The 24,120-nt window shown below is 43.5% G+C and carries 16 protein-coding genes; 9 read left to right on the top strand and 7 right to left on the bottom strand.

Annotated features, from left to right (window positions below):
- The first annotated feature begins 284 nt into the window (after positions 1 to 284).
- The 3 genes from QE390_RS05890 (at position 285) to QE390_RS05880 (ending at position 2,214) form a co-directional block, all read left to right on the top strand.
- A complete protein-coding gene (locus QE390_RS05890) occupies positions 285 to 1,406 on the top strand; it encodes an acyl-CoA desaturase (protein ID WP_307141462.1) in 1,122 nt (373 codons plus the stop codon).
- Positions 1,407 to 1,552: 146 nt separating this feature from the next.
- A complete protein-coding gene (locus tag QE390_RS05885) occupies positions 1,553 to 1,810 on the top strand; it encodes a hypothetical protein (RefSeq protein ID WP_106636942.1) in 258 nt (85 codons plus the stop codon).
- Positions 1,811 to 1,956: 146 nt separating this feature from the next.
- Positions 1,957 to 2,214, top strand: coding sequence for a hypothetical protein (locus tag QE390_RS05880; RefSeq protein WP_106636941.1), 258 nt, complete (start codon positions 1,957 to 1,959; stop codon positions 2,212 to 2,214).
- 65 nt (positions 2,215 to 2,279) lie between these two features.
- Here QE390_RS05880 and QE390_RS05875 read toward each other — a convergent pair whose 3' ends face one another.
- Together QE390_RS05875 and QE390_RS05870 are read right to left on the bottom strand one after the other, a co-directional pair.
- Complete coding sequence (locus QE390_RS05875) at positions 2,280 to 3,989, bottom strand: GMC oxidoreductase (RefSeq protein WP_307141461.1); 1,710 nt, start codon at positions 3,987 to 3,989, stop codon at positions 2,280 to 2,282.
- Between the two features lie 75 nt (positions 3,990 to 4,064).
- Positions 4,065 to 4,637, bottom strand: a complete 573-nt coding sequence (locus QE390_RS05870) for a gluconate 2-dehydrogenase subunit 3 family protein (RefSeq protein WP_106636939.1) — start codon at positions 4,635 to 4,637, stop codon at positions 4,065 to 4,067.
- 790 nt (positions 4,638 to 5,427) lie between these two features.
- Between QE390_RS05870 and QE390_RS05865 the strand changes: the two genes are divergently transcribed.
- Together QE390_RS05865 and QE390_RS05860 are read left to right on the top strand one after the other, a co-directional pair.
- Positions 5,428 to 6,354 (top strand): hypothetical protein, encoded by a 927-nt coding sequence (locus tag QE390_RS05865; protein WP_307141460.1) that lies wholly within the window; start codon positions 5,428 to 5,430, stop codon positions 6,352 to 6,354.
- A 192-nt stretch (positions 6,355 to 6,546) separates the two neighbouring features.
- On the top strand, positions 6,547 to 8,700 hold the full coding sequence (locus QE390_RS05860) for a hypothetical protein (protein ID WP_307141459.1): 2,154 nt from the start codon (positions 6,547 to 6,549) through the stop codon (positions 8,698 to 8,700).
- A gap of 133 nt (positions 8,701 to 8,833) precedes the next feature.
- On the opposite strand, the gene QE390_RS05855 is transcribed toward QE390_RS05860, so the two are convergent.
- The 4 genes from QE390_RS05855 to QE390_RS05840 form a co-directional block, all read right to left on the bottom strand.
- A complete protein-coding gene (locus QE390_RS05855) occupies positions 8,834 to 10,756 on the bottom strand; it encodes a glycoside hydrolase family 97 protein (RefSeq protein ID WP_307141458.1) in 1,923 nt (640 codons plus the stop codon).
- Between the two features lie 901 nt (positions 10,757 to 11,657).
- Positions 11,658 to 16,451: a LamG-like jellyroll fold domain-containing protein gene (locus QE390_RS05850; RefSeq protein WP_307141457.1), complete on the bottom strand. Its 4,794-nt coding sequence runs from the start codon at positions 16,449 to 16,451 to the stop codon at positions 11,658 to 11,660.
- Positions 16,452 to 17,439: 988 nt separating this feature from the next.
- Positions 17,440 to 17,670 (bottom strand): hypothetical protein, encoded by a 231-nt coding sequence (locus QE390_RS05845; protein ID WP_307141456.1) that lies wholly within the window; start codon positions 17,668 to 17,670, stop codon positions 17,440 to 17,442.
- 84 nt (positions 17,671 to 17,754) lie between these two features.
- Positions 17,755 to 18,198: a hypothetical protein gene (locus QE390_RS05840; RefSeq protein ID WP_307141455.1), complete on the bottom strand. Its 444-nt coding sequence runs from the start codon at positions 18,196 to 18,198 to the stop codon at positions 17,755 to 17,757.
- Between the two features lie 1,009 nt (positions 18,199 to 19,207).
- Here QE390_RS05840 and QE390_RS05835 point away from each other — a divergent pair.
- The 4 genes from QE390_RS05835 (at position 19,208) to QE390_RS05820 (ending at position 22,502) form a co-directional block, all read left to right on the top strand.
- Positions 19,208 to 19,534, top strand: a complete 327-nt coding sequence (locus tag QE390_RS05835; RefSeq protein WP_307143535.1) for an ankyrin repeat domain-containing protein — start codon at positions 19,208 to 19,210, stop codon at positions 19,532 to 19,534.
- 96 nt (positions 19,535 to 19,630) lie between these two features.
- The gene (locus tag QE390_RS05830; RefSeq protein ID WP_307141454.1) at positions 19,631 to 21,322 is read left to right on the top strand and encodes a hypothetical protein; all 1,692 of its coding nucleotides are present in this window, start codon (positions 19,631 to 19,633) and stop codon (positions 21,320 to 21,322) included.
- 305 nt (positions 21,323 to 21,627) lie between these two features.
- Complete coding sequence (locus QE390_RS05825) at positions 21,628 to 21,948, top strand: hypothetical protein (RefSeq protein WP_307141453.1); 321 nt, start codon at positions 21,628 to 21,630, stop codon at positions 21,946 to 21,948.
- A 59-nt stretch (positions 21,949 to 22,007) separates the two neighbouring features.
- Positions 22,008 to 22,502 carry a hypothetical protein gene (locus QE390_RS05820; RefSeq protein ID WP_307141452.1) on the top strand — a complete coding sequence of 165 codons (495 nt, stop codon included), beginning with the start codon at positions 22,008 to 22,010 and terminating at the stop codon, positions 22,500 to 22,502.
- 1,145 nt (positions 22,503 to 23,647) lie between these two features.
- Here QE390_RS05820 and QE390_RS05815 read toward each other — a convergent pair.
- Positions 23,648 to 24,076 (bottom strand): hypothetical protein, encoded by a 429-nt coding sequence (locus QE390_RS05815; RefSeq protein WP_106636927.1) that lies wholly within the window; start codon positions 24,074 to 24,076, stop codon positions 23,648 to 23,650.
- Between the last annotated feature and the right edge of the window lie 44 nt (positions 24,077 to 24,120).

Below are 24,120 nucleotides of genomic sequence, written 5' to 3'. Positions count from 1 at the left end.
GAAATACCCTTTTTTTGGGAAAAGCAGAACGGGCAGATTAAATAAGTGCGTGTAGAATGGGTAAACGGGAAAGAAAAACAGGTCTGATCGCTCTTTATTCATTCGGCAGGGAGGGAGGACTAGCCAATTTGGCGAATAATGACGGATTCGTTTTTTTCATAAAAAAAATTAGCGGTCATAGGGGGAAAGGTAATGTGGGCTGTCTTCAGCTAGTAAACCATATATCACCTTAACCGACGGTTCAGCTTTACGGGTCATTGCCAGGTAGAGAGGCTGTTAGCTCTATGTCAACAAAAGTCAAATTTGTCAACAGTGATCGCTCTACCTTTTTTGTTACAGCCCGTCAGCGGGTAGATGCCTATTTCAAAGAGAATAACCTCAGCACACACGCCAACGGGGCCATGTGGTTCAAAGCTTTATTCTTTCTAGGCGGTTACGTAGCTCTCTACACGCTGATTATTTCCAATCAGTTTTCTACTTCAGCAATGCTGGGTATGGTAGTTCTGCTGGGAATGTTTGCCGCCTTTATTGGCTTTAACGTATCCCACGATGCCCTGCACGGAGCTTTTTCTTCAAAAGCATGGGTTAATCGTTTATTAGGGAATAGCTTTTATTTACTGGGAGCGAATCCTTACGTCTGGAAGGTAACCCATAACATTGTTCACCATACGTACACCAATATCCCGGGTCACGATGAAGACATTGAAATTGCCCCAGGGTTGGTTCGCCTCGATGCCGATGAGCCGCTACGCTCCTGGCACAAGTATCAGCATTTCTATACCATTCCGCTTTATTCGCTGGCTTCGCTTTCCTGGGTTTTTCGGAAGGACTACGTGAAGTTTTTCAAGAAAAACATTGGCTCGTCTCACGATAACTCTCAGCACCCCCGCTCGGAGTATTACAAACTCTTTATTTCCAAAGCAGTGTATTACCTGCTTTTCCTAGTTATTCCTTATCTGGTGCTGGATTTAGCCTGGTATGAAATCGTTCTGGGCTTTTTAATCATGCATATTGCCGAAGGGCTGGTGTTAGGTCTGGTTTTTCAACTGGCTCACGTCGTGGAAGGAACTGATTTTCCCGTGCCTGACCAAAAGGGGAATGTACTTAATGCCTGGGCCGTGCATCAGATGTATACCACAGCTAATTTCTCTCCCCGAAGCGGACTGGCTGCTTTTCTTTGTGGCGGGTTAAATCGTCAGATTGAACACCATTTGTTTCCCAAGGTGTGCCATATTCATTATCCTGCTGTCTCGGCCATTGTGAAGCAGACCGCCCTTGAACACGGCTTACCTTACCTGGAAAATGAAACGTTTGCAGGAGCTCTGGCTTCTCACTACCAGGTCCTGAAGAAAATGGGAACGACTGAAGTAAAGGTTAATGTAGCCAAGGAAGAGTTCGCTTTTTAAGTTGATTGGATGTTTACATAAAGCCCTTGGTAATCGCCGAGGGCTTTTTTTTTAGGTGCAAATTATTGATAATCAAAAGGTTTATTAGGTATTGTCAGGAATTATTCGTAACTTCAAAAAAATCCAGTCAGACAGAACAAAAGCCTATGAAGCCATCCCCCCTTGAGATACAGCGAACGATTACATTGATTGCCCGCAAACTTGCCACACCTGCCATTCAGTTAGAACGGAATTATTCCCAAAAAGAAGGATTTGAGGAAGCCTACCGCATTCTGGAAGAAAATTGCACCAGCTATAACCTCATTAAAGTATTGGAAACCCGCCATGCCCGGGCCATTGCTATCTTGGCTGTTGATTACATGAATGGCTCCTGTGAGCAGAGTAAGCTAGTGAATCTTCAATAAGGGGCTCTTCATCTTTCGCCCGGAATTAATGCCCTAACCAGTAAGTAAATGACCTGAACCGAGCCACTTTGCCGAGCTCGGGCAGGCACGTATTTTTTAATATCCATCACTCCTTAGATAATACCTAAGATTAACGATATATTTTCATGAAACCCACGAAATATCAGATTAATAAAACGATTGCAGAAGTAGTCAATAAACTCGAACGCCTGGGAGAAAATCCAGTTGACAATTTTCCAGAGAAAGAAGGTCTTCAGGAAGTTCAGGCTATTTTAAAAGAAGGTCGTACGCGTTATTCATCCATTAGTAAATTAAAAACCCGGCAAGCTCGGGCTATGGCCCTTCTGGCCGTTGATTACGTAAATGGAGGCTGTTCGGCTCATAGCTTAATGAGCTTTAAGTAATACTAGTACCAATGAAAAGGGCCGTCAGGATTTCTCCCGACGGCCCTTTTCATTTGAAAAACACCTTAGATATTCTTCTTTTTCAGTTCTTTAACTGCAAAATCAACCGCACGAGCCGTGAAGGCCATGTACGTGAGTGAGGGGTTCTGGCAACCTGCTGAAGCCATGAACGAACCATCAGTTACGAATACGTTTTTAGCATCCCACACCTGATTGTGTCCATTCAATACGCTCGTTTTAGGATCTTTACCCATGCGGGCCGTACCCATTTCGTGAATCGCCATACCCAGGTAAGAACCGTTATCGAACGTGCGAATGTTTTTCACGCCTGCTGCTTCCAGCATTTCAGCGGCATCGTTCATCATGTCCTTACGCATTTTGTGCTCGTTTTCGCGTAAATCCGCATCAAACACAACCGTAGGCAGACCCCACTTATCTTTCTTGCTACGATCCAGGAACATCCGGTTTTCGTAAGCGGGTAAAGTTTCACCAAAACCACCCAGGTTCATCGACCACGGACCGGGCTTGGCTGCTTTTTCTTTCAGCTCGGCTCCAAAGCCCATTTCTGCCACAAGGCCATTCCAGCCCTGACGGCTACCACCACCCTGATAACCGAATCCACGCAGGTAATCACGTTTGTCGTTACCAATATTGCGGTAACGAGGAATATAAATTCCGTTAGCCCGGCGACCGAAGTAATATTTATCTTCCATTCCCTCAACAATACCACTGGCACCCGTGCGGAAGTGGTGATCCATCAGGTTGTGACCTAACTGACCCGAATCGTTACCAAATCCATTAGGGAAACGATCTGAAATCGAGTTGAGTAATAGGGCTGTTGAGCCAATGGCTCCACCGCAAACGAATACGACTTTCGAGAAGTATTCCATCACGGCATTCGTTTCTGAATCAATAATGCGAACGCCTTTCGCTTTTTTCGTCTGAGGATCATAAATGATTTCAGAAGCGATGCTATTAGGACGAATCGTCAGACGACCCGTAGCCTGAGCGGCTGGAATCGTAGCTGAAGGGCTGCTGAAGTAACCGCCGTAGGGGCAACCCAGCGAGCAAAGGTTACGGTATTGACAGGGGCCACGGCCTACTTTCTGCTGAGCAGGACCCGCCTGAGTTAAGTTAGCTACCCGGCCAATCGTCATTTTACGATTGGGGAATTTAGCTTCAATACCCTGCTTCACTGCTGTTTCGGCACAGTTCATCTGCATAGGAGGCAGGAACTCGCCATCGGGAAGTTGAGACAGGCCATCTTTACTACCCGATACACCAACGAATTTCTCAACGTAGCTATACCAGGGAGCAATTTCCGCATATCGAACGGGCCAGTCCGTACCAATGCCTTCTTTGGCGTTGGCTTCAAAATCTAAGTCTGAAAGACGGTAACTCTGACGGCCCCACATGATGGATTTACCACCCACAATGTTTGGACGGTACCAGTCAAAGCGTTTGAGCTCTTCGTAAGGAGCATCTTTATCGTTAAACCAGTAATTTTTATTGGCTTCACCGTAGGGGTAATCCCGGCTCAGGAAGGGGTGAGAGGCCCGCTCTTCGTTTGTAATCCGGCCCCGGTGAGTAAGTTCCCAGGGTTTTTTCAGAGCGTTTTCATAATCCGTTACGTGTTCGAATTTATGTCCTCGTTCCAGTACCAGCGTTTTAAGGCCTTTTTCGGTTAATTCTTTGGCAGCCCAGCCACCCGAAATACCCGAACCTATAACGATGGCATCATATGTATTTTGCTCGTTTGCTCGAAGAATGTTCATTGGATTAGTAGTTCTGTTGCTAAACTTCAGGGGCTCAGCATAAGTAATAGGGTAACAAGAGGGAGGTAAAACAACCTAGGTTGCCCAGGTTTTCTGACCGGGCTTTAAAGGAATACATCCTTCGTAACGACCGGGTACATATTCGTAACTCAGGGCTTGGGTAGCTCCGATTTCGGAAGTGAAATACCCAAACATACTGAGTTCTTTAATCGTAAACCAAAAGGGAACTTCTTTGACTCCGGCTTTGCGATCTGCAAAGGCGTTGGCTTCTTCCAGTTTCAAAATATTCGTCTTTTCCTGAATAGAAGCATCCTTGAAAGCCTTTCCGTAAACGGCTTTGGTTTCGCGGTCTACTCGGGCCAGCCCCTGCTGCAAACGATCCTGATATTCTTTGGGGTAGCAATCAGAAACGAGAACATTCAGGAATGGACCTACGCCAGCAGCTTTAGCTCCCGGAGAATCGGCTGTGGTCGGTAGGATCACATCGGCAATTTCAGCAATGAGGTCTTCGGTAGGCTGATCAAAGATCAGTTTAGAGGCAGTTGTAGGCAATGCCCGGCGGCCTTCAACGATGTCGGCCAGGGCTGGAGTCACCAGCAGACCACCCATCATAACCCCTACCATTTGTAGTGCTTCTCGGCGTTTCATGCAAAAAAGTAACGTGTTAAGTAAAAAATGTTAGGCAATTCAGGGAACCATAAGTGGACTGAATAAGCAGGGAAAGGTACTAAATAAACATGGATAGACAAAAAGATATCGCTGAAATGTCCTATTTATAAGATTAACTTTTAAATGAAAGAAGGAAGAGAAAAAAGGAACGGTCAGTAGGATGTCAGAGAAGAATGATTCAAGTACTTATCCCTAGTTTAAGTACTTAAGCCATTATCATACCTTTATTACTATTGGTGAAATGAGTTGAATTACGTGCCTGTAAGCTCCGAAAAGTTTTGTAGAGTCCAGATTGTAATAAACTTAGCTTATGAAATCATTGATATTTGCATTAGGTAATTGTATAAGTATTAATTGAAATAAAAAGGTGTGCGTATTTTTTTTCAATTACATCTCTGGTTTTTTGAGGGACAATCCCTGAACTTGTGTATATTAGTTAAACACGGCAAGCGATAAAAGGTGATTTAAAGGCGTAACGCTTTATTTCTGAGTAAGTTGTTAGGCATGAACAAGAAAACCTGAGGCTATTCTGAAAACCTATATTGTTGCTTGTTTTGGTAGTAAATGTTTATAGTAATACGATTTGTTAGTTCATCTACGCAAAGCCACCTTAACCCATGAAACACACCGCCTGAAGTCGCAGGTATTACCGTAAGTTAGTAAACTAGGAATGACTCAGGAAAATTTATTTATAATTCTTCTCCGGTCTACCCGGAAGGAGTGGTTTTGAATTAATTCACTAGGTCCAAGGAGTTAATTAAATTGACCCATGCAAACTTTTTTCAATGTTACCATGCTAGCCGCCTCTGGTGAAGGTAAGACTACGTTTTTGTCTTCCATGGATGAAAACATACGAAACGATTTGTCCAGTAACATCGGATTGAATTTGAGTTTAAATCCTGAACTAGCCGCTAGGTTAGATCAAAACAAGGAAAGGCTGAAGGCATCTCTTTCTAAAGGAACCATCACCTGTTTTGATGGAATTCAATCCACGGCTGATGCTTCTTCGTATCCGTTAGAAATCTCTCATAAAGATTCGGATCCCTTCTTAGTGGTTTCTTTCACCGATATTCCCGGTAACTGGATTACGGATGATTCAGAAAAGGTTATTTCCTACCTCAAGAATTCCTCAGTAATTGTGATTCCCGTCGATGCCAGTGCGATTATGAACGATCTCACCGAGCAGAAAACGAATGCTGAAAATTTATTCCGTGTGTTGAAACCCGGTTTAGAGCAATCCAGTGAACCGCGTTTGATTTTATTCATTCCTACCAAGTGCGAAACGTATATAAATAATGAAGCCGCTTCCACTCGCTTGGTGAATAAAATTAAGATGGTTTATAAGGAAATCTTTGACCATATCACCTGGACGTCCCACGTGAAATCGGCCATTATTCCTATTCAAACCCTGGGGAATTGCTCGTTGATGTATCATAAGAAGGTGAAGATTGATAATGAAGAAGTCTGGAAACCGATCTTCAGCGTCACCCAACGGAATCAGTACAATCCTCAGGCGATTGAGTATCCTTACATGTATCTGCTTTCTTTCATTTTAGAGCAACATTACCTGAACCGTAAAAAGGGTTTTATGGGCTTTTTCAGGAATCTGTTCCGGGAGCTGAATTACCTTAAACTGACCAACGAAAAACTTAATTCTCAGTGTAAGTCCTATAGCCAGTTGAAAGTAATTAGTTAGGCTAGGGTCGGGATGTTAACCCTCATAATCAGTGCCTTGGGCGGTTGGAAGGGTTGGCTTATACACGGTTTTTTGAAAGCTTCCTTATCTTTAGGAGCGTTTAGCCTTTTCAGATGCTTCACGTATAGGCTTCAGGGTTTAATTTACTGTTACCAGAGGCTTTTGATTAAAATTTTTGAGATATACATCCCCATGCCTAATCTTATTGCAGCGAGTATCCAACAAATTGTCAACCAGCGTACGCAGTTTGCCGAACGGATTTCGGATGATATTCAGCGACTTTCGTTAATGAGTCATTCCATTTCGGTGCTGGAAAATGTCAAGCAAAAAGTAAGTGATCACGCGTCGCCTCATTTGCTTGAAGCCATCCGGCGGGCTGATCTACCTGCTTTACTGAACCGCATCGAAGCCGAGCAACAGTATTTGTCTCAGCTTAACCAACGCTTTTCCAGAAAAGGGATCAGCATTGGCGTGATTGGGCGGGCCCGGCAGGGAAAAAGCCGTTTACTGCAAAGCTTGTCAGGACTGGATCATACGATCATTCCAGATGGCAATGGTTCGCATTGTACAGGTGTATTGAGCGTGATTGCCAACAGCGATCAGAAAATAAGAGCACGGGTGGAATTTTACAGCCGAACGGATTTTTTCCAAAGTAAAATTCTGCCTTATTTTAAAGAATTACCGCTGAGTCCAGCTCCTGCGAACCTGGCTGAATTTGTTTCTCAGGAATTACCTGAGCCACCCGCACAGGCTAGTACCGTGACGGTGGCCCGATATAAAAAACTTCAGGAAATTCATGAGAATTTTACGCTATATCATCATTTACTAACGGGCTTAACTCTGGAAATTCCCGCCGGGCAAATCCGTCAGTACGTAGCTCAGGTAAATGAAAGTCGGGAGCCGATTTTTTATTACCTGGCGGTAAAACAGGTACATATTCAAAATTCATTTCCCCTGGCTCAGGCCGGCCCCATTACCCTGATTGACATGCCGGGACTGGGTGATACCGGACTGGTAAACGAGGAAAACCTCATCCGTTCGCTGGCCAGTGATATTGACTTCATTCTCTTTGTACGCAAGCCAGACCCCCTGGGTGCTACCTGGGAACCCGCCGATTTGGATTTGTATCAATTCTGCGAGCAGGCCATTACGCAAACGCCGGGCGTGAGCCTGCCAGCCTGTTCTTTCCTGGTACTCAATCACACGAAAGGTAGTACGGATAACGCTAAAAACTGTCAGGATTTATTCATGACTGCCGAGCGAAACGGGCTTCATTTTAGTCAGATGGTTACCGTGGACTGTTCGAGTGCCGAGGAGGTGGAAGAGAAAGTTTTTAAAGAAGTATTGAAGGATTTACAGGATAAACTCAAACACTGGGATCAGCAGTACGAACAGAATTACCAGCGTAAAATGAATCAACTGGATCAGTCGATTAACCAGGCGATCGATTACTTTAACGGAATTGTTACCCCCACTGATGACATGAAGGATTTTCCTATTTTTAAAGGCTTATTCAACAGCCTGTGGCAGGACTTGACCAATGCCTGTGAGAATGAATTAAAGCAACTGGAAGCTTTACGGGACTCCCCCAATCAGAAAATTCAGGATAAATTTGATTCGATCAAAGAAGACTGTCTCCGCAATTTATCGACGCTGACGGTAGCTAATATTGAAATCAGCCGGAATGCTTTGGGGTCTTATAACAAGACCTACGAAGAATTCCTGAACGAAAACCGAACGTACATTACCAAGCAATTTTTGAAGCTGGGTGATACCCTAAACGAAGTGCTTCAACAGGTGAAGCACCGGATGTACGATATTCTAAAAAATCAGGGCAAACTCCAGGGGATTATTGAGGAAGGCGAAAGCTTTGAAGTAACCTTATTGAGAGAGACCCAATTGCTGGAGGAACTTCACACGCCCGTTCAATCTTTCATTCACTTCCAGTTATCGTACCTGGGCTTTTTACACTTTAGAATCCGCGAGCACCTCGATACGTTAACGCCCGATTACATCTCCGTGCGACTTTCGCGGGAAGATACCGCCGAAGATATTCTGAACTACATTACGAATTCGGTGGAAGCCAGTCTTTACAAAATTCAGAATGAGTTTAATGACTGGGCCAAAGATTTAAATAAAATGTCTTTTGCTCTGGTGGAAGAACTGATCGATCAGATTTTCAGAGCAAAAAATGCCAAAGACAACTGGGAGATTTTTTATCAGCATCACCGCATGAGAATCTGGGTAGAAACCTATCAGGAGCTTAATTTTAATCAAAATGTATTAAAACAAAGCAGCGAACAGGTGGATAAGCTCAGAAGCTTTTTACCCGGTATGTCGAACTAAGATAAAGGTCTTATAATAAGAAAATGCCCCCAAGAGGTTAGACACTTCCTGGGGGCATTTTCTGTTTTTCTGATTCTATTCAGAAGTTTGCTAGAATCGTACACGGTATTGCCTTGCAGGAATAAAGCAATCGTTATTCCGTTACCAGCACAAAACCACCGTTTGCTTTCACCGTAACGAGAGTGGCTTGGGACGGGGTAATAGACTGCTGGGTAAACATGGGTTCGCCATCAGTTATCAGGGTCGCTTTTGTCTTGGCAAGGAAAGAAAGATTCAACTTGAGTTGTTTTTCTTTGGCTTCTCCATTGATACCCGCCACGTACCAACGCTTGCCTGAACGGCGGGCTACTACGCAGAGTTTTCCGGGATACCCGTCAATGAATTTTACCTCGTCCCAGTGATTAGGTAGTTGTCGAAGGAAATCCTGAGCAAAAGCAGGCACGTGCTCCATGCCTTCGGGAGATTCGGCATAATGCTGAATACCCGACAAAAACACGATGCTGGTAGCCAGTTCAAAAGCACTGGTGGTTTTACGCTTGACGGAAGTATAAATTTTATAAAGATTCATGGGCGTAAAGTCCATGGGGTCAAAGGCATTTCGCGTGAAAAGTAACATGGCCGCGTGCGTGGGCTGATTATCCGCAGCTTTCTGATCGAAGGTAACCATTTCAAAACCCTTGACGGCTTCTGTCGTCATTAAATGAGGATAGGTGCGAGCCCAGCCGCGTGGCAACGTAGCTCCGTGAAAATTAACCAGTAGGTGATACTTGGCCGCATCGAGAAGAATGTCGTGATAATATTTAATTACCGACTGACCATCGCCGCCAAAGAAGTCGATTTTAACACCTTTGATGCCCATTTTTTCCAATCTCGCAAATTCATCCCGACGGGATTGGTCTTCCACTAATTTACCTTTGGGAGTGTACTTCACGGTGTTCCAGTCCCCCGCGGAGTTGTACCACAGGAGCAGTCCTACGTTTTTAGTTTTGGCGTACTGAGCTAATTCCTGAACTTTCTCATAACCGATTTTACGATCCCAGTCGGCGTCAATTAAACAGTAAGGCCAGTGCATGTAAGCGGCGAAGTCAATGTACTTTTTCTGCTCATCGTAGACGATGAAGTCATCCTTAGAGTTAATCCAGCTCCACGACGCCCGGCCAGGTTTTATAAAAGCAGCATCTACTTTCAGGGCAGGTAGAGCCAGATCGGTTCCTGCGGTGGATTCGATAAGGGTTGCCAGACTTCCGATGGTGAGTACTCGCCAGGGAGATTGGAAGGTACCTCTGGCTCTGGGATTTAAATTTTTATCTTTAATAACTTCGCGGGCATCAGGAAAACCGATGAAGTACTCGCCTCTGGGAGATTTATCCTGCAGACGAGTAGCACAATAGGTGCTGTCCAGGTCAGCTTCAGTGATCAAAACCCAGGTATCATTGGTTTTAAAAAGGGCTGGATATACCCATCCTGCTCCCATTTTGGAAGGGGTACCCACGGCAATATCCTGCTCATAATTTTCTTCATAGGAGGGGTTTGTGGCTTCCCAGCCCGTTTTGGCAACGGCCATGGGTTGAAGCCAAGCCCGGGTTTGGGCGGGAAAAGCAAAACTTGTCGATTCGGATTCTATGTTAGAGATAGCTTCTTTCTTCCGCTTAACCCGATAACGGAAAGCGACGGCATCATTGCTGACCTGGAAAATGATTTCGAGTTGTTCTCCCATAGGTGTTGCCAGAAGCCAACTGCGTTGCTTAGCCTGGTAATGAATAGTAGATTTTTTGGCATTACGCATGGCGTAATCCTGAGTGATGGTCTTCTCAGGGCTTTTGGATACTTCTTTTAAGTGTTTACTTAAATCCACATCAGCCAGTACCAGACCCAAAGCCGAAGACTCTAGAACGGGCTGATTGTCTTTAAAAATCTGATAACGAGCCGATCCATCTTTCAAAGTTACTTTAACCGAGAGGTGTTTATCGGGGCTTGCAACAAATGCAGCAGGCACCTGAGCAGGGGCAAGGTAGGCAAACAGACCCAGGAGAATGACTAGAGAAGCAATTTTCATAGTAAGGAATAAGGTTTAAAAAACATAATGTGTTTAAACGACACAATATGAGTTGTGCTCATTAAGCGTACCAAGATATTAATTATGTAACGCAGTTAAAAGCCAGCGATAACGAGCAGCTAAACAAAACAATGAAAGAGGGTAAAATGAGGTGATTTTAAAAGCTGTCTAAAATTTATAATCGAAGACCCATGGTTGCAAGCATGTTTAGGTTAGGAAAGGTTTTCTCTGACCTCATATGAATTCGCATCCTAGGGTTAGAGGCCTAGGGTAGGTAGCCACTCGGCTAGAGCCGAGCGACTGCGTAAGGTATGAGATAAGTTATCATTACCAACCCTGTCTCTGGATTTCATCCGGGGCTACCAGCCTGGGTCCATCCAGACCGGGTCCATTCGTATTGAACCCCTCCAGAGTTATTTATCGTAAGGCTATTTTAACAATGTTAACAACAACCCCAGCGGGGTTCAATACGAATAGCCCCGGATGAAATCCGGGGAAGCAGCATTCCCAAGGCGAAATAGGCTCCTCCGCTTCACTCTCGATGACAGATTGGAGTCATATACACACTACACTCTCTCCAACGATTCTCCCGAAGTAAAGAGGCTTACTTATTTTTAGACAGTCTTTTAGAGAAGAGGGGATACTACTAACCTTGTCGAATCATAGTTAGTCTGCTTTTGCAACGCTTAGCGTTATAAAAGCTTTTCTCAGGCGTCCGCGACGCAGTAGCGGACGAAGAGTGCTACTTTTTACCCAGCTATTACTATCTCCTTCCTCTGCCACTGTCGGGTTTCAGGTATCGTCACTACTGACGTTTTCAGACACGCATAAAAAAACGCTACGTACAGTCTCAATCAGAGACCGCACGTAGCGTTTCATCTACTTGGAATAAAGGTATTATCTACCTCTTGATAACTGTCAATCCGTAATTTTCTATTGGATGAGTAATGACTACCCGGTATACGCCTACGGGCAGGCTACTCATCTGGATTTGTACATCACCGTTGACAGGGATATAATTTTTATCCTCGTAAACGACGTGTCCGGTGGTGTTCAGCACGCGGAGATGTACCGATGAGAATTCACGATCAGGTAACTCAATGGTTAATTGTGAGGATACCGGGTTAGGGAAGCCATTGAGAACGCGTAAAGTACGGTTGTCCATAGAGATGATTCGGCTGGGTTCCTTTTTACCGTCCTTGTCTACCTGTATCAAGCGGTAATACGCCAAACGTCCCTGAGCCTGTGAATCGATGAACTGATAGCTACTAGGCAGTCGGGTCGTACCGTTTCCTTTGATCTGGGCAATGGCTTTGAAGTTGGAAGAGGTGTTCAAGGCCCGTTCCAGAACGAAGTGATCGTTGTTTAACTCCTGAGCTGTTTTCCAGGAAAGGTAATTACCCTCGCTGATGACTTTTCCTTCGAAGGAAACTAACTGGACAGGCAGGGAACTCGCATTAGCCAGGGTAGTAACCGTATTGTCAGCCAGGGCGTAGTTGTAGATTCTGAAATCACCATAGGTAAGGTCAGAGTACGGATCGCTACTAAAGAGTGAACGACCCAAGTAGTTCTGCGTGGTTGTTCCCAAATCCGAGGGTTTTACCGTAGCCTTGGTATCGGTATACACTACTTGGCCATTAACGAAGAACTTGAAAGTCGTATCTTGTTGTGATATTGCCAAGTGAACCCACTGGTTGGTCGGAATGGTATAAGGGATGAGACGCTCATAGTTTCCTCCGGGGTAGGTAATCCGGTAGAATACATTCTGATCAACTTTCGGTGACATTGCCATGAAGGTACCCGTGTTAGTACCAAAATCGAATATCCGACTATAGTTACCGATGTTTTGGGGTACTTTCACCCAGGTAGCGATGGTGAAATCAGATAAAGTGCTGACTACCCCCGAAGGCAATTGTATGTAAGAGGATGCCGTGGTGGAAAGAGCAACAGCACGATCATTTTGATCAGAAGTGGACGTAGTTGCCGTTTCAGACAAGGTTGTTAATTCGACGTCGTTAGTGCCGTTTGCACCCGCTGTCCAGGTCGCACCGTTTTTCAATTGAGCGTGATAGCCACCCCAGTCGTCGTGGGCAGTAGTCCCGGTATTTTCATCGAAGGAAAGGTGCAGGTGCTGTCCTTTTACTGGTGTTCCAGAAAGGACGGCAGACGCCGGGCTGGTACCGAGTTCGTTGTGAGCAACCATTTTGTAATAGTACGTAGTCCCGTTTGACGCGGTTGCATCTTCATACCTGCCAGAAGTTAGGTCCGTGGCAATGCTGGTGTACGTGCCATTTGCGGTCTGTGAACGTAATACATCATAAGCCGTACTAAAACCAGGATCCCAGGTTAAGATAGTCTTGGCATCACCCGAAGCAACGTACATATTTTTTACTCCCGTCGGAGCGACCAGCAAGGAATCAAATGATTTCACATTATCCGCCGTAAAGATCAACCAGCGTTGAGTGGTAGCCGCATCTGTGAGATCAAACGATACGGTACTGACAGCTTCCGGGGAACTGGCCGCTAACGTAGGCGATGAATAGTTACCCTTGGGAGAGATAATCCAGTACGCTTTTGCTTGGAAGTTCTTTTCATCGGTACCAATCTTCGTATCATAACGAGCACCCAGCAGCTGGAATGACTCCGCTGGTGTCAGTGAAGAGGTGGCCGATAGCCCAATGCCAGAGCCATCCTGCTGCGTGAAATACTTACCCGTAGATACGTTGCGTAATTGATAAAGAGCCGTAGCAGGATCGAACTCCAGATACCAGGCTGCCCGATCGTCATTGAGCACATTCGAAGCGGAGATTTTCTTATTGATGAGTTGTCCGGATTCGTTTTCTGCCAGGAACGAGGTGTTAAGCCCTGTTTTGCTATCTTCTACCTTGAGGTAATACTTCTTGGAAGGAGTGTGTTCGAAGGTATAGGCAGGGGTAATGAAGCCACGTCCAGGATTAGCCAGCCCATCTTCACCTAAGGCTTGGGTAATAAGTGAGTGACCGATATATAGAAATTCACTGCCGTTGTCTTCGTGAGCACCATTGATTCCGAAAGGCCACATGTGTATCGCGTCACCCGTCATGGAAGCATTCGGGTCGTTCTGCAGAAACTGTACTACTTTGCTAGCTCGTTCCCCCAGCCATTGGCCTCGGCTACCTTCCTTCCGAAGAGGTGAGTTCGGTCCATACCAAATCCAGTGCTGCCCAACTCCAATGGTGTGGTTCATTTCGTGCATGGCCGTTCCTGTTCGCTGATAGCTTGGATTGGCACCAAACTGCATATAGCCCCCATAACTAGCTTCAGCAGTAGGTGTACCTTCATGGTAATTAACCCACAGATTATGATTGGTAACACTGGTTAAGTTATTGTAATAATAGACCCCAGACTCAACCGCTGCCTTGATTCGCGGAGCGTTTTCTCCACTATTCTCTACACTTCCTGAAAAAGCATACGTAACGGTACCTTTGGGAATCGTGATTACTTTCAATACTTTACCATAGCCCACCGCGAAATTGGAGCCTACTGCATACGCCCGCATGTAATAAACCGTTGAAGGTTGCAGATTCTCGAGTCGGTAAATAGCTCCATTGCTCCAGAAGGATTTGGTGGTTCTATTGTCGAACAGGGTAGGTTCAGGTGTCGTGCTCCAGCAGAAGCCTTGTTCGCGAATATCCTTTGGATCGACGCCGGAAACTGTGCTACGGCCAAAGGCCATCGTAGCTCCGCGAGCAAAGCGTGGATCCGTTACGACTGTCGGAGCGGGGCCGGTTGCGTTGGCGACTCTGAACATGAGCATAGCTTCGTAGATCTCTGCAGGAGCTTTCTGTACATTGCTCAACTCTGCGTCAAGGTTATTAGAAAGCGTCGTATTCTGATCAATTACCGCTTTGAAAGCAGCAGCTCCCTGACCACTACCATTGCCATAAACTCCCTGGGCAGAATCGAGAGCGGTTTGCAATTTCGCATACGCGTCAATCGATATCCGGGCCGCTTTCAGGTCTATTTCTAGTTGGGAGATTCGCTGGGCTACGTCATTTCCATTCTGAGCCAGTGTTTGCTGGCCAGCATTGATGGACGCTTCAAGGGCAGTATGATTGGAATTCCGCATCTTTTGATTTACTGCGACCGTTGCGGAATCAAGCAGGCTTTGCAGTCTTTCTTTCAAAGCATCCTTAGCAGCACCCTTATACTGAAGCCGGAAGTTATCGCAGGCGGCCCAGTTACCCTTAGAGTTTTGGGTTTTAAAACCAATCGTGGCTGTACTGTCTACGACCAGAAAGTCAACGGAGTACTCGCCTTTCGCTTTTACTTCCGCTTGGGAGATGTTCCCAAATACGTAAGCTCCCGTTTGTCCCGCCAACGGACTTTGGGTAATGTTTTGTCCACCAATCGTCACCGTATATTTACCGTTGGGTAAATTAGTGATTTTCTGAGAGACGCTGACGTCAGGAACGGGGGGAGTACTTACCCAGCGTTCGATATAGGTATTGCCCGCTTTCTGGGGATTGAAATCGTTATTTCCCTGCGTATATAAGCCATTGCTGTTCCAGCCTGTAAAACCCGATTCAAAGCTGGGATTAATAACACGGGACGTCATGTCCAGAGGCGTGCCATTGGATGCGTTGGCGTAACGGTACGCTAAGATGGCTGCGTCGATGTCACTGGGGGCCTTTTGTAGATCGTCTAGCGTTGCATTAAAATTATTCGAGAGATCCGTTTTTTGATTAATGACTGCTAGCAAGGTAGATGCCTCCTGGCCACTTCCATCGCCATATACCGCTGTTGCTTTATCAATAGCCGCTTGTAATTGATTGTAAGCATCGACAGATACCAGGGCCGATGGCAGGCTCGTTTGCACCTGCTTGATTCGCTCGGCCAGTTCACTAGCTGCACTGTTGTTGGACAAACTTTGCTGAGCCGCGTTGACAGCATTTTGAAGTGGCGTCCGAATCGCGTTTTGCATTTTTTTAGCCAACAGGACATTAGCTGAATCCACGAGACCCTGTAGCTTATCTTTCATCGCTTGCTGAGCAACGCCCTTATACTGAAGCCGGAAGTTATCACAGCCAGTCCAGTTACCTTTGGAGTTTTGAGTTTTGAACCCAATGGTTAACGTGCTGTCTACGACGATAATGTCAACCGAGTATTCGCCTTTTGCTGTTACTTCCTTCTGGCTATCGTTACCGTACACAAAAGCACCGGGTTGTCCAACGTCTGGATTCTGTGAGAGGTTCTGTGCTCCAATAGTCAGCGTGTATTTACCATTGGGCAAACCCGTTAGGGTCTGGGATATGCTTACGTTTGGCAACGGTGGTGATCCCTGCCAACGCTCCACATAAGTATTGCCCTGCTTGTACGGATTTAAACCGTCATTTCCTTGCGTAAAAAAGCCATTGTTGTTCCAGCCGTCAAAACCCGATTCAAAACTGGGGTTAACGATCTTTTGGGTAACATCCACCGGATTGGCATCAGAAGCATCATCCAGAACCGCATTTGAGATGTTTTTTGCTGGAGAGGGGTTTCTCTTTGCATACGTCGCTTGGGCTTTGTTAATGCTGGATAAGCCCTTGACGAACGAAGGCTGGCTGGAAGCGGCTTTAGGAAAGACTCGCGGTGCCTGAGCCGTAGCTTGAAAGCTCCATAGGCTAACAAGCAGGCTAAAGATAAAAAGATAAAGAGGTCTAGAATGCATCATACGTGAAGAGGTTTAAAATACAGGTTTTACAGAATACGTTTTGGAGAGAGAGGTAATACGTTTTGTCTATAAGACCAGATCAGATGGATCAGCGGGATGGGGTGGTTAGGTGGAGATTTCATAACATGAAGAGATAGTTTTGGCGTTGGTATTGAAATCATTAAAGCGTAACTTCTTATTGTACAAAATAAGAAAATGTAAAAGACTTGTAGAGGAGCTTTTTCGGTCAAAAGAGAGGCCCATTTTGGGAAAGAGGTCATTCTAAATCCCGTCAGAAAAGAAATTTCAATGGAAGTGGAGGGTTGTAGCTAAATCGGCAGAGGATTCTTTACTGATCTGGCTATACGATGATACTCAGGAGCGGTATCTAAAGAAGGAATGTACGAAAAGTTGCTTGCTTCGTTTCCAGTTGTGATTTTCACTAATTCCGCAATACTTCGGGATGAAGAACAAGGGTGAATTCGCTTATCTAGTTAATCCGGCTTACTGAAGAAAAGACGTATGAATTGGTTGTGAAGGGTAATGGCGAAGCAGCTAGGATTTAATTCGTAAGGGTTTATTTTTGAATGGATTATGTCCTAAAATCATGAGGATACAGGCCATAATCATAGGCATGGTATAAAGATCGTTGGACTTGTAGAGAAGGAATTCTTCTGCCGTTTATTTCGCCGGGGTATTCGCAGATGGTAGAGTCACCAGTAGGATGGCAACGCAGTAGAGGATCGGCCTAGTTCAACAAATCATTCATTGGAGAATTTTCCGAATGCTACAGCAGAATTAATGAACCATTAGTAAGACATTCTAAAAACTTACTTCCAATTATTAATCGTTATCAAAAGTTGTATAATCTGCTGGTAAACGTGTTCGTCACATTGAGTTGAAAGCAGCTTTTTTAATTCGTTTAATTTGTTAAAGCCTGCTCGCACGGCTCTACGTCCTTTGATAGTGAATTTAATTTGCAGGACTCTGGCATCGGTAGGGGCTGACTTTAAACAGAGGTAAGCCCGTTGAGCCAGCTCTTCACAGATTTTACTGGCTGCCTGTTTGGATATGCCCTGCTGGCAGCTAATTCTTTCACACTCATGCCTTCATCAATCGAAATTAACGTAAGCCATTGCCGAATTTTTATGTTTTCATGGCCTTTTTCGGCAAGGCTTCTTTCCAATTGATGGATTAAATTCTGTTTTGCTCTTCCCAATACAAACAGAAAGGCCCACATTTCTTTGTCACTTTTCGTGAAGGAATTAACTACCATAGGAGTATGCATTTAAGGAATCGGATAGGGAATGGGAGCCAGTCGCCGTCACCTTCTTCTGAGATTCACGAGCCGACGTTTATTGACAGGTTGGAAACTTCTGAGGCTTACGAAGGCCAGCGTGACGAATCCCACTATGGAAATAAAGCCCATCCATTCTTTAACGGTTACCAGAATTGCCTGCACCTGAACGCTGCCGGACAGGGCTCTGGCTCCCATGATCTGGGCTACTTCCGTTCCCTGATTCAAACCCGATTGACGGGCGGCCATATAGCGAGCTGTTACCTGGGGATCTAAAGCATCCATTTTACCGGCCAGATCAACTAGGTGTTGTTGTTGGCCCTGATAAAGAGCAAAGGCATAGACGGCAGAGAATAAGGCGGGGCCCACGAAGGAACGAATCGTAATCATCAAAGCTCCGCTATTAATCATACCGACCATGGTCATTTTATTGGCCTGATAAAGCCCTAAACCTACAAACAGAAGAATCATGCCTAGACCCTTAGCAATTAGAGCTATATGGAAGTCCTGTGATCCCATGTCTGGACTCACGTTAAGATATAAGATAACGTAATAGAGAGTAAAGGCTGCAAAGCCAGCGGATGGCTTCCTTTGGGAATACCTTCAATTTCAGGAAGTTTCTAGTCAATAAAGGGATGCTGATTTTTAAGTTGAGAAAGGGCTAAAGAAATGATCCGCAGTTCTTTCCGGTTAAACAGTAACTTCTGAATACAAGTACCTTTACTTCCAACCCATTAAGAATAGGTTTATAAAACGTTATGCTACTCTGGATGTACAGGCAAAAGTTATGTATCTTTGCCAGACAAGCAGCACATTTCATATCGAACCTATTTCATTGGATACTGGCGGGTATCTTCCTGAAATAGGTTTTTTTATTTTGGATGTAATATGCATGGATGGAACAGAGTCCCATAGGATATTTGACTATAAAACAGTTGGAAACAATAATACTTCTTTTGGTAATGGCTACAGCAGGAGCTTTGTGGGTATGGACAGTGACTCTAATACCTGATAAAAAGACTTTCTGGAAATATTTTCTCATCCACAGTCTCATATTTACATTCTGTTCATTGGTATGGAGGAAATACTCTGAATTTATTACTGGCCATGATGAATATGGTTTAGGGCAGCTCATGGGATATATAATCTTGCTAGTTTTTCAAAGCTTGATAGGGTTTATTATTCTTAAGTTTGAGCTTAACAGACTGAAACGTAGCCATTAGTTAAGTAAACGAATCTCAGCTATGTTCTGGCCATTGATTAATGGTGCATTTGAAATTCGTTTAGTAACATAATGATTGATTATACAATAAGAAAATGACAATAGGTAGAAAGAATCGGATTACTGATTCTATTATAAGTAGAATATATTCATCTGATTCACTCACCTTTGATTTCGACGTCTTCAGTGAGTCCATAAATCTAATTGATACAGATGGAAGAACGCTTTTAATCCGTGCAGTACTGACTAAAAACTTAGATCTGGTTAGTTGCTAAAGGAGCTTCGATTGAACATCAGGATAAATTAGGATGGACGGCCTTACATTATGTAGTTCAGACGGGACAATCTTCAATTTTAAAGGTATTGTTATCAGTGCATTCAGCCATTGATTTACAAGATAAATATGGAAATACTCCGCTTTGGCGAGCAACTTTTGAGTCAAAGGGGCGAGAAGACTTGATTAGGCCGTTGTTACAAGCTGGGGCTAACCCTTATGTGAAAAATCATTCAGGAATCAGTCCCTATGATTTGGCTTTAGCTATTGCCAACTACGATGTAAAGTCTTTTTTTATTGACTTTATTTAACATCAAAGCACTTATACAACAGATGACTTGCTCTCTTCACTAGCATTGTTTAACTTAAGGATTAGATTATACCCATTCTAATCCCTAACCAAGGCTATGTTCCAATCTTTTCTTTCCTTCATTATCCTGGGATTTCTGCTGATCTGTCCAACAGCCTACGGCCAGGTTCCCCACGTTTCCGGTAACATTTATGTGTCACTCATTGAAGGTACTTTTAAGGCTGATCTGGACGTTTCAAACCTACCTAAAACCAGTAACTATTGCATTCAGCTCAATAGTGGTTTAAACGTGAAGTTTTTTCGAGACAGTTCTGATCGTTTTTCTTATTCGGTTGAAAGAGAGTATCATCCTGAAAAATCGTATGAGAGTATGCAGTACTGGTTTCCCAGCAATGGTAGTAAGGACCGTTACTTACCCTCGCATTTTAAAATCAGTTACGTGGGAGCCTTTCCTATTTATGCGGATTCCATAAAGCGAAGCGAATGGGGCGATTGGAAAGGAAATATTGCTTTTAATGGAAAGACGATTAGAGCCAGTGAACAATCCGTTTGGTATCCGATTCTCTATGACATCTCTGAAGATAAAACCTATAGTAGTGTCACGTATGATTTGACTATTCATGTACCTGGAGCCAAAGCCATCTATTTAAACGGTTACCCGCCCCAAAAAGGCGAAAAAGCTCACTTACAGTCCAATAAGCCTTTTCCATTACTCCTTTTTGCGGGGGATTTCGACTTCAAGAAAGAGCAAAATACCTATCTGGTCAATACCTCATTAAGTACAGGTCAGGCTCAGGTGCTGGATGGGTGGTTTACCCGCATTAAAGAATATTATCAGACTCATTTAGACATTCCTTATGGGATAGATGTTACTTTATTGACAAGTACCCCTATCTCCAAGCGGAATGATTGGATGTTTGTAACGTATCCCACTATTGCTTCCGTTAGCCCAATAAATCGCTTAAATACCTTGGTCCATCCGCAAAGCCTGACTATGGTAGATTCCAGCCAACTGTCCATGCTCTCACACGAGCTGGGGCACTACTATTTTGGTACCGTTTTTCGTCCCAATTCTACTCTATACTGGGCCTTCCTGGAGGGAATGACCGAGTATATTTCTTTACAGTCCACGCGGGATTTGATCGGGGAAAAGTACTATAAACATTTAATCAATCACTATGTAAATGCCAGCCGGGGATTAAAGCAATTTAAACCCTTAAAGGAAATTACTAAGCCTGATCAGATAAATGAGACCTATCGGTATGAGTACGTTCCTCTCTTACTGACGGCTTTAGAGGCTAAAATCGGTCGTCCTCAGATGTGGAAATGGATTCGTTATATACTGCAAGCCCAGCAGCCTCTTACAAATTATGCGTTCTTCAAAGAGAGTCTGCTTCAAAGTGGGGTAGATGAACGCACTTTTGAAGCATTAGAAAAGCAATATTTAAGCTCGGAGACAAGTTTAGCAAACTTATTGGCGGAATTTACAAAAACACCTCATCCATCCGAATTGAAATACTATTGGGCTAATGTAGGGCAACGACAGGCTTCCAATGAAACAACAAAACCACAAGTTATATATACTAGTATCAAACGTGTCAAAGCTGGTGAAGATATGGATACAATAGCCCGTCAATATTTTGAACAAGTAAAGGCCAAGTATCCTGATGAACAAAATATCTTCAGTAATTTCAATACGTACGAAACACTGGAACAGGCACGGGAAGCTCAGAAAAAATCAATAAAAAAATTGGAGTCTACTCACGAAGTTAAGCAGGAAGACATTTAGATAAGGATAATAAATCTACTCATTAAGAAACTTACCCAATCTGTTTCGAGTGTTAAGCCAAGCATTCGATGCTGGATATCACTCGGAGCAGATTCGGAAATTCATATCACTCAAATTCAGGGAAAAAGAAACCTGACTTATTAGTTTCAATACCTGAGTAAGTTAGAGAAGTACGTTATTTCAGCAGGAAAAAGCCTATTTTACGATTAGTTAAGAAAAAAAATGTCATAAACGAATCCCAGCTGTGTTTTGGCCATTGAATAATTTTGCATTTTGGAATTCGTTTATTAATACAATAATTGATTATGCAACAGGAAAAGCGGTTAGAAGAGCGAACTTGGTTAGAACCTTGGGGAGAGATCCCAGCAAGCCAAAGGGATTCTTTTTTACTTCAATTAAATAAGGAGATTACTCAGCAACACCCACTGTTTGGAAGACACCTTAAAATTATTGGAAGAAGCTTTGCTAATGATAATCTATTAGTTGTGGTAGATACTAGCGAATGGGTGGTGGTGCATTTGACTTGGTCAGGAGCTGGAGATAGCAGTTTCCCTTTATTCAAATCTTTTGATACTTGGTCCGGATTTGTCAATAATAAAATGGCAGTCGATAACGAAGATTTTTAACATCAAAGCACTTATGCAATTGATATATACGTTAGCGTTTAACCCTCAATCTTAAGGAAATGAAAAAACTAGTGTTGCTTTTCGCAGGGTTATTCATCTTGTATAGTTGCAAATCAGAACGTGATCCCTTTGATGGAATAGAAGCTCTAAAGGTCGGTAGTTTCGATGTAGAATTGTATATTTTGAATGGAGATACGCTTTATTTACGTCAGCAAAACATTAATAAGCTCCATGCTGATTATTTTCATGTAACTATTTATCGAACAAAAGAGGATAGTGTTACAGTCTCACTCTCCATTAGTTCAAAAACAGAAAACTATCCTGGAGCATTATCTCAGATGTACTCAGATTTCAAAGAAATCGATGGAGGAGCAACCTGGTCATCTGCTTATAATAGTGCTGATGATTATCAGGGAAGAATTGAAAATGATATATTTTATCAATGGCAAAGTTCTAGGGCCATGGGTTCTTTGCTTTTACCTAAAGGATATAGCTTTAAAGAAGCGGAAGATCCGAAACTTAATGGTATTAGAATTGTAGCTAAGAAGCAGTAACAAAATGATGATTTAGATAATGAAGGGTTCCTCTGAAGTTCTTTCAGAATAACTTTTGTATATATAGTTTCCTAAATTCATCATGTAGTGATAGAGCCAGAATACCCATTGTAGGATAATTTTTAGAAAAGTCTTTCACAAGCCCGTCGTAGAATTATCCGTCTGATCTACCAGCAGAAAACTTATTTATTAAAAAGAAAGCAACCTCCTAAAGCATAGCTTGGTTAAGGTTGACACATAAGTGCTAGGCCAGGAATGAATACTCCCCGTATCTGTTTATCAAAAAAAAACTGTATTCTGAAGTTTGCAACATACCACTTTGCAAGTTGATTTAAAACCATTCTTGTCAAAAGGCCATGTTTGACTTTTAGGAATGAAAAGAATACGTTAAAAGTAGCTCCCTGATCAACTTGCGAGGATGCAGTGATGACTCCTCCGTAACTATCGGTAATTTTTCACAGATGGACAGACCTAAATCACTCCCGGCAAATTCACTTTGACCGTTCAGTCGTTGAAAGATATGAAAATCCAGGCTCCATATTTATTGTCAAATTCAATGCCATTATACTGTACATCAATGCGAATGTAAGTATCTGCTCGTCGAGTTGGAGATTGAATCCCTGTAGGCTGTAGGTAGCTCCTTGACCGCCAATTGAGTAGCAGTGACACTGGATTTGACCGATGGCAGGGTTTCCAGACTAATCTATACGACCAAAATTGAGGGCATTGGAAAGCAGATTTTGAAACAACCGGATGAAAAGCAGATTTTCGCCGGAAATCCGGGGAAAGGGACTAATAACTAATTCAGCTTTCGACTTTTTAATAACTACTTCTAGCAGAGGGTATCATTTAAATTAGTTGGGTTTACAGCCTGAAGTTAAGTAGTGAGAGGAGATTAATAATACTTGCTGCGGCTTCTGTAAAAGCTACTCAATATAACGACCAGATATATACGTTTAAAGACGTCAAGCACCATGCTATTTACTCAAATAGACGGTCTTTGTTACCGTTTACAATGGGCTAAGCAAGGGCTTGAACATCTTTTTTCCTTCAAACAAGACTTGGAATTGGCCCGTTAAGGTCAGGGTTGAGACTCATCCTAATGGTAAATGGGTATGTAGTGATCGTGAGTGCAGTAGTTATGCTTAATAAATACGCACGGTTCGGCTATCACGCCAGACAATTTTGATATTAATTTTTCCGTAACGTCGGCCTAGCAGGTTGTAGGATAGTAATAGCGGAATCCCCATCAGGCTAATGAAAGCCCCCAGGTAGCAGAGTGTTTTCACCCAGGTAAGTTTACGTTCTTCAGGAAGAAAGCTCTTATTATAGCTTTTAATGGAATAATGATGAGATTTAAGCCAGCTTCTTACTTCCTGATCGATTCTTGCATCCAAGTGGTGGTAACAACTATACCTGCCTTGTTGAATGGCGGATGAAATAGAATCCTGAAGTTTTAAAAATTCCTCATGAAGCAACTCTTCTTTTTTGAAAGGATCAAGGAAGGGGGGCTTTTTTTTTCGTAGAGAATTAATCTTTTTGGTTTGCAGAAGTGCTTCTTGGGCGGTAAGCATTAGATAACTTTTAGGGAGATAAAGGGTAACGTGCAGGACAACAC

Origin of the sequence: Siphonobacter sp. SORGH_AS_1065 (assembly GCF_030818595.1) — a bacterium.
Taxonomy (GTDB): domain Bacteria; phylum Bacteroidota; class Bacteroidia; order Cytophagales; family Spirosomataceae; genus Siphonobacter.
The sequence above is the reverse complement of the archived record's forward strand: the minus strand, read 5'-3'. Positions and strand labels throughout refer to the sequence as shown.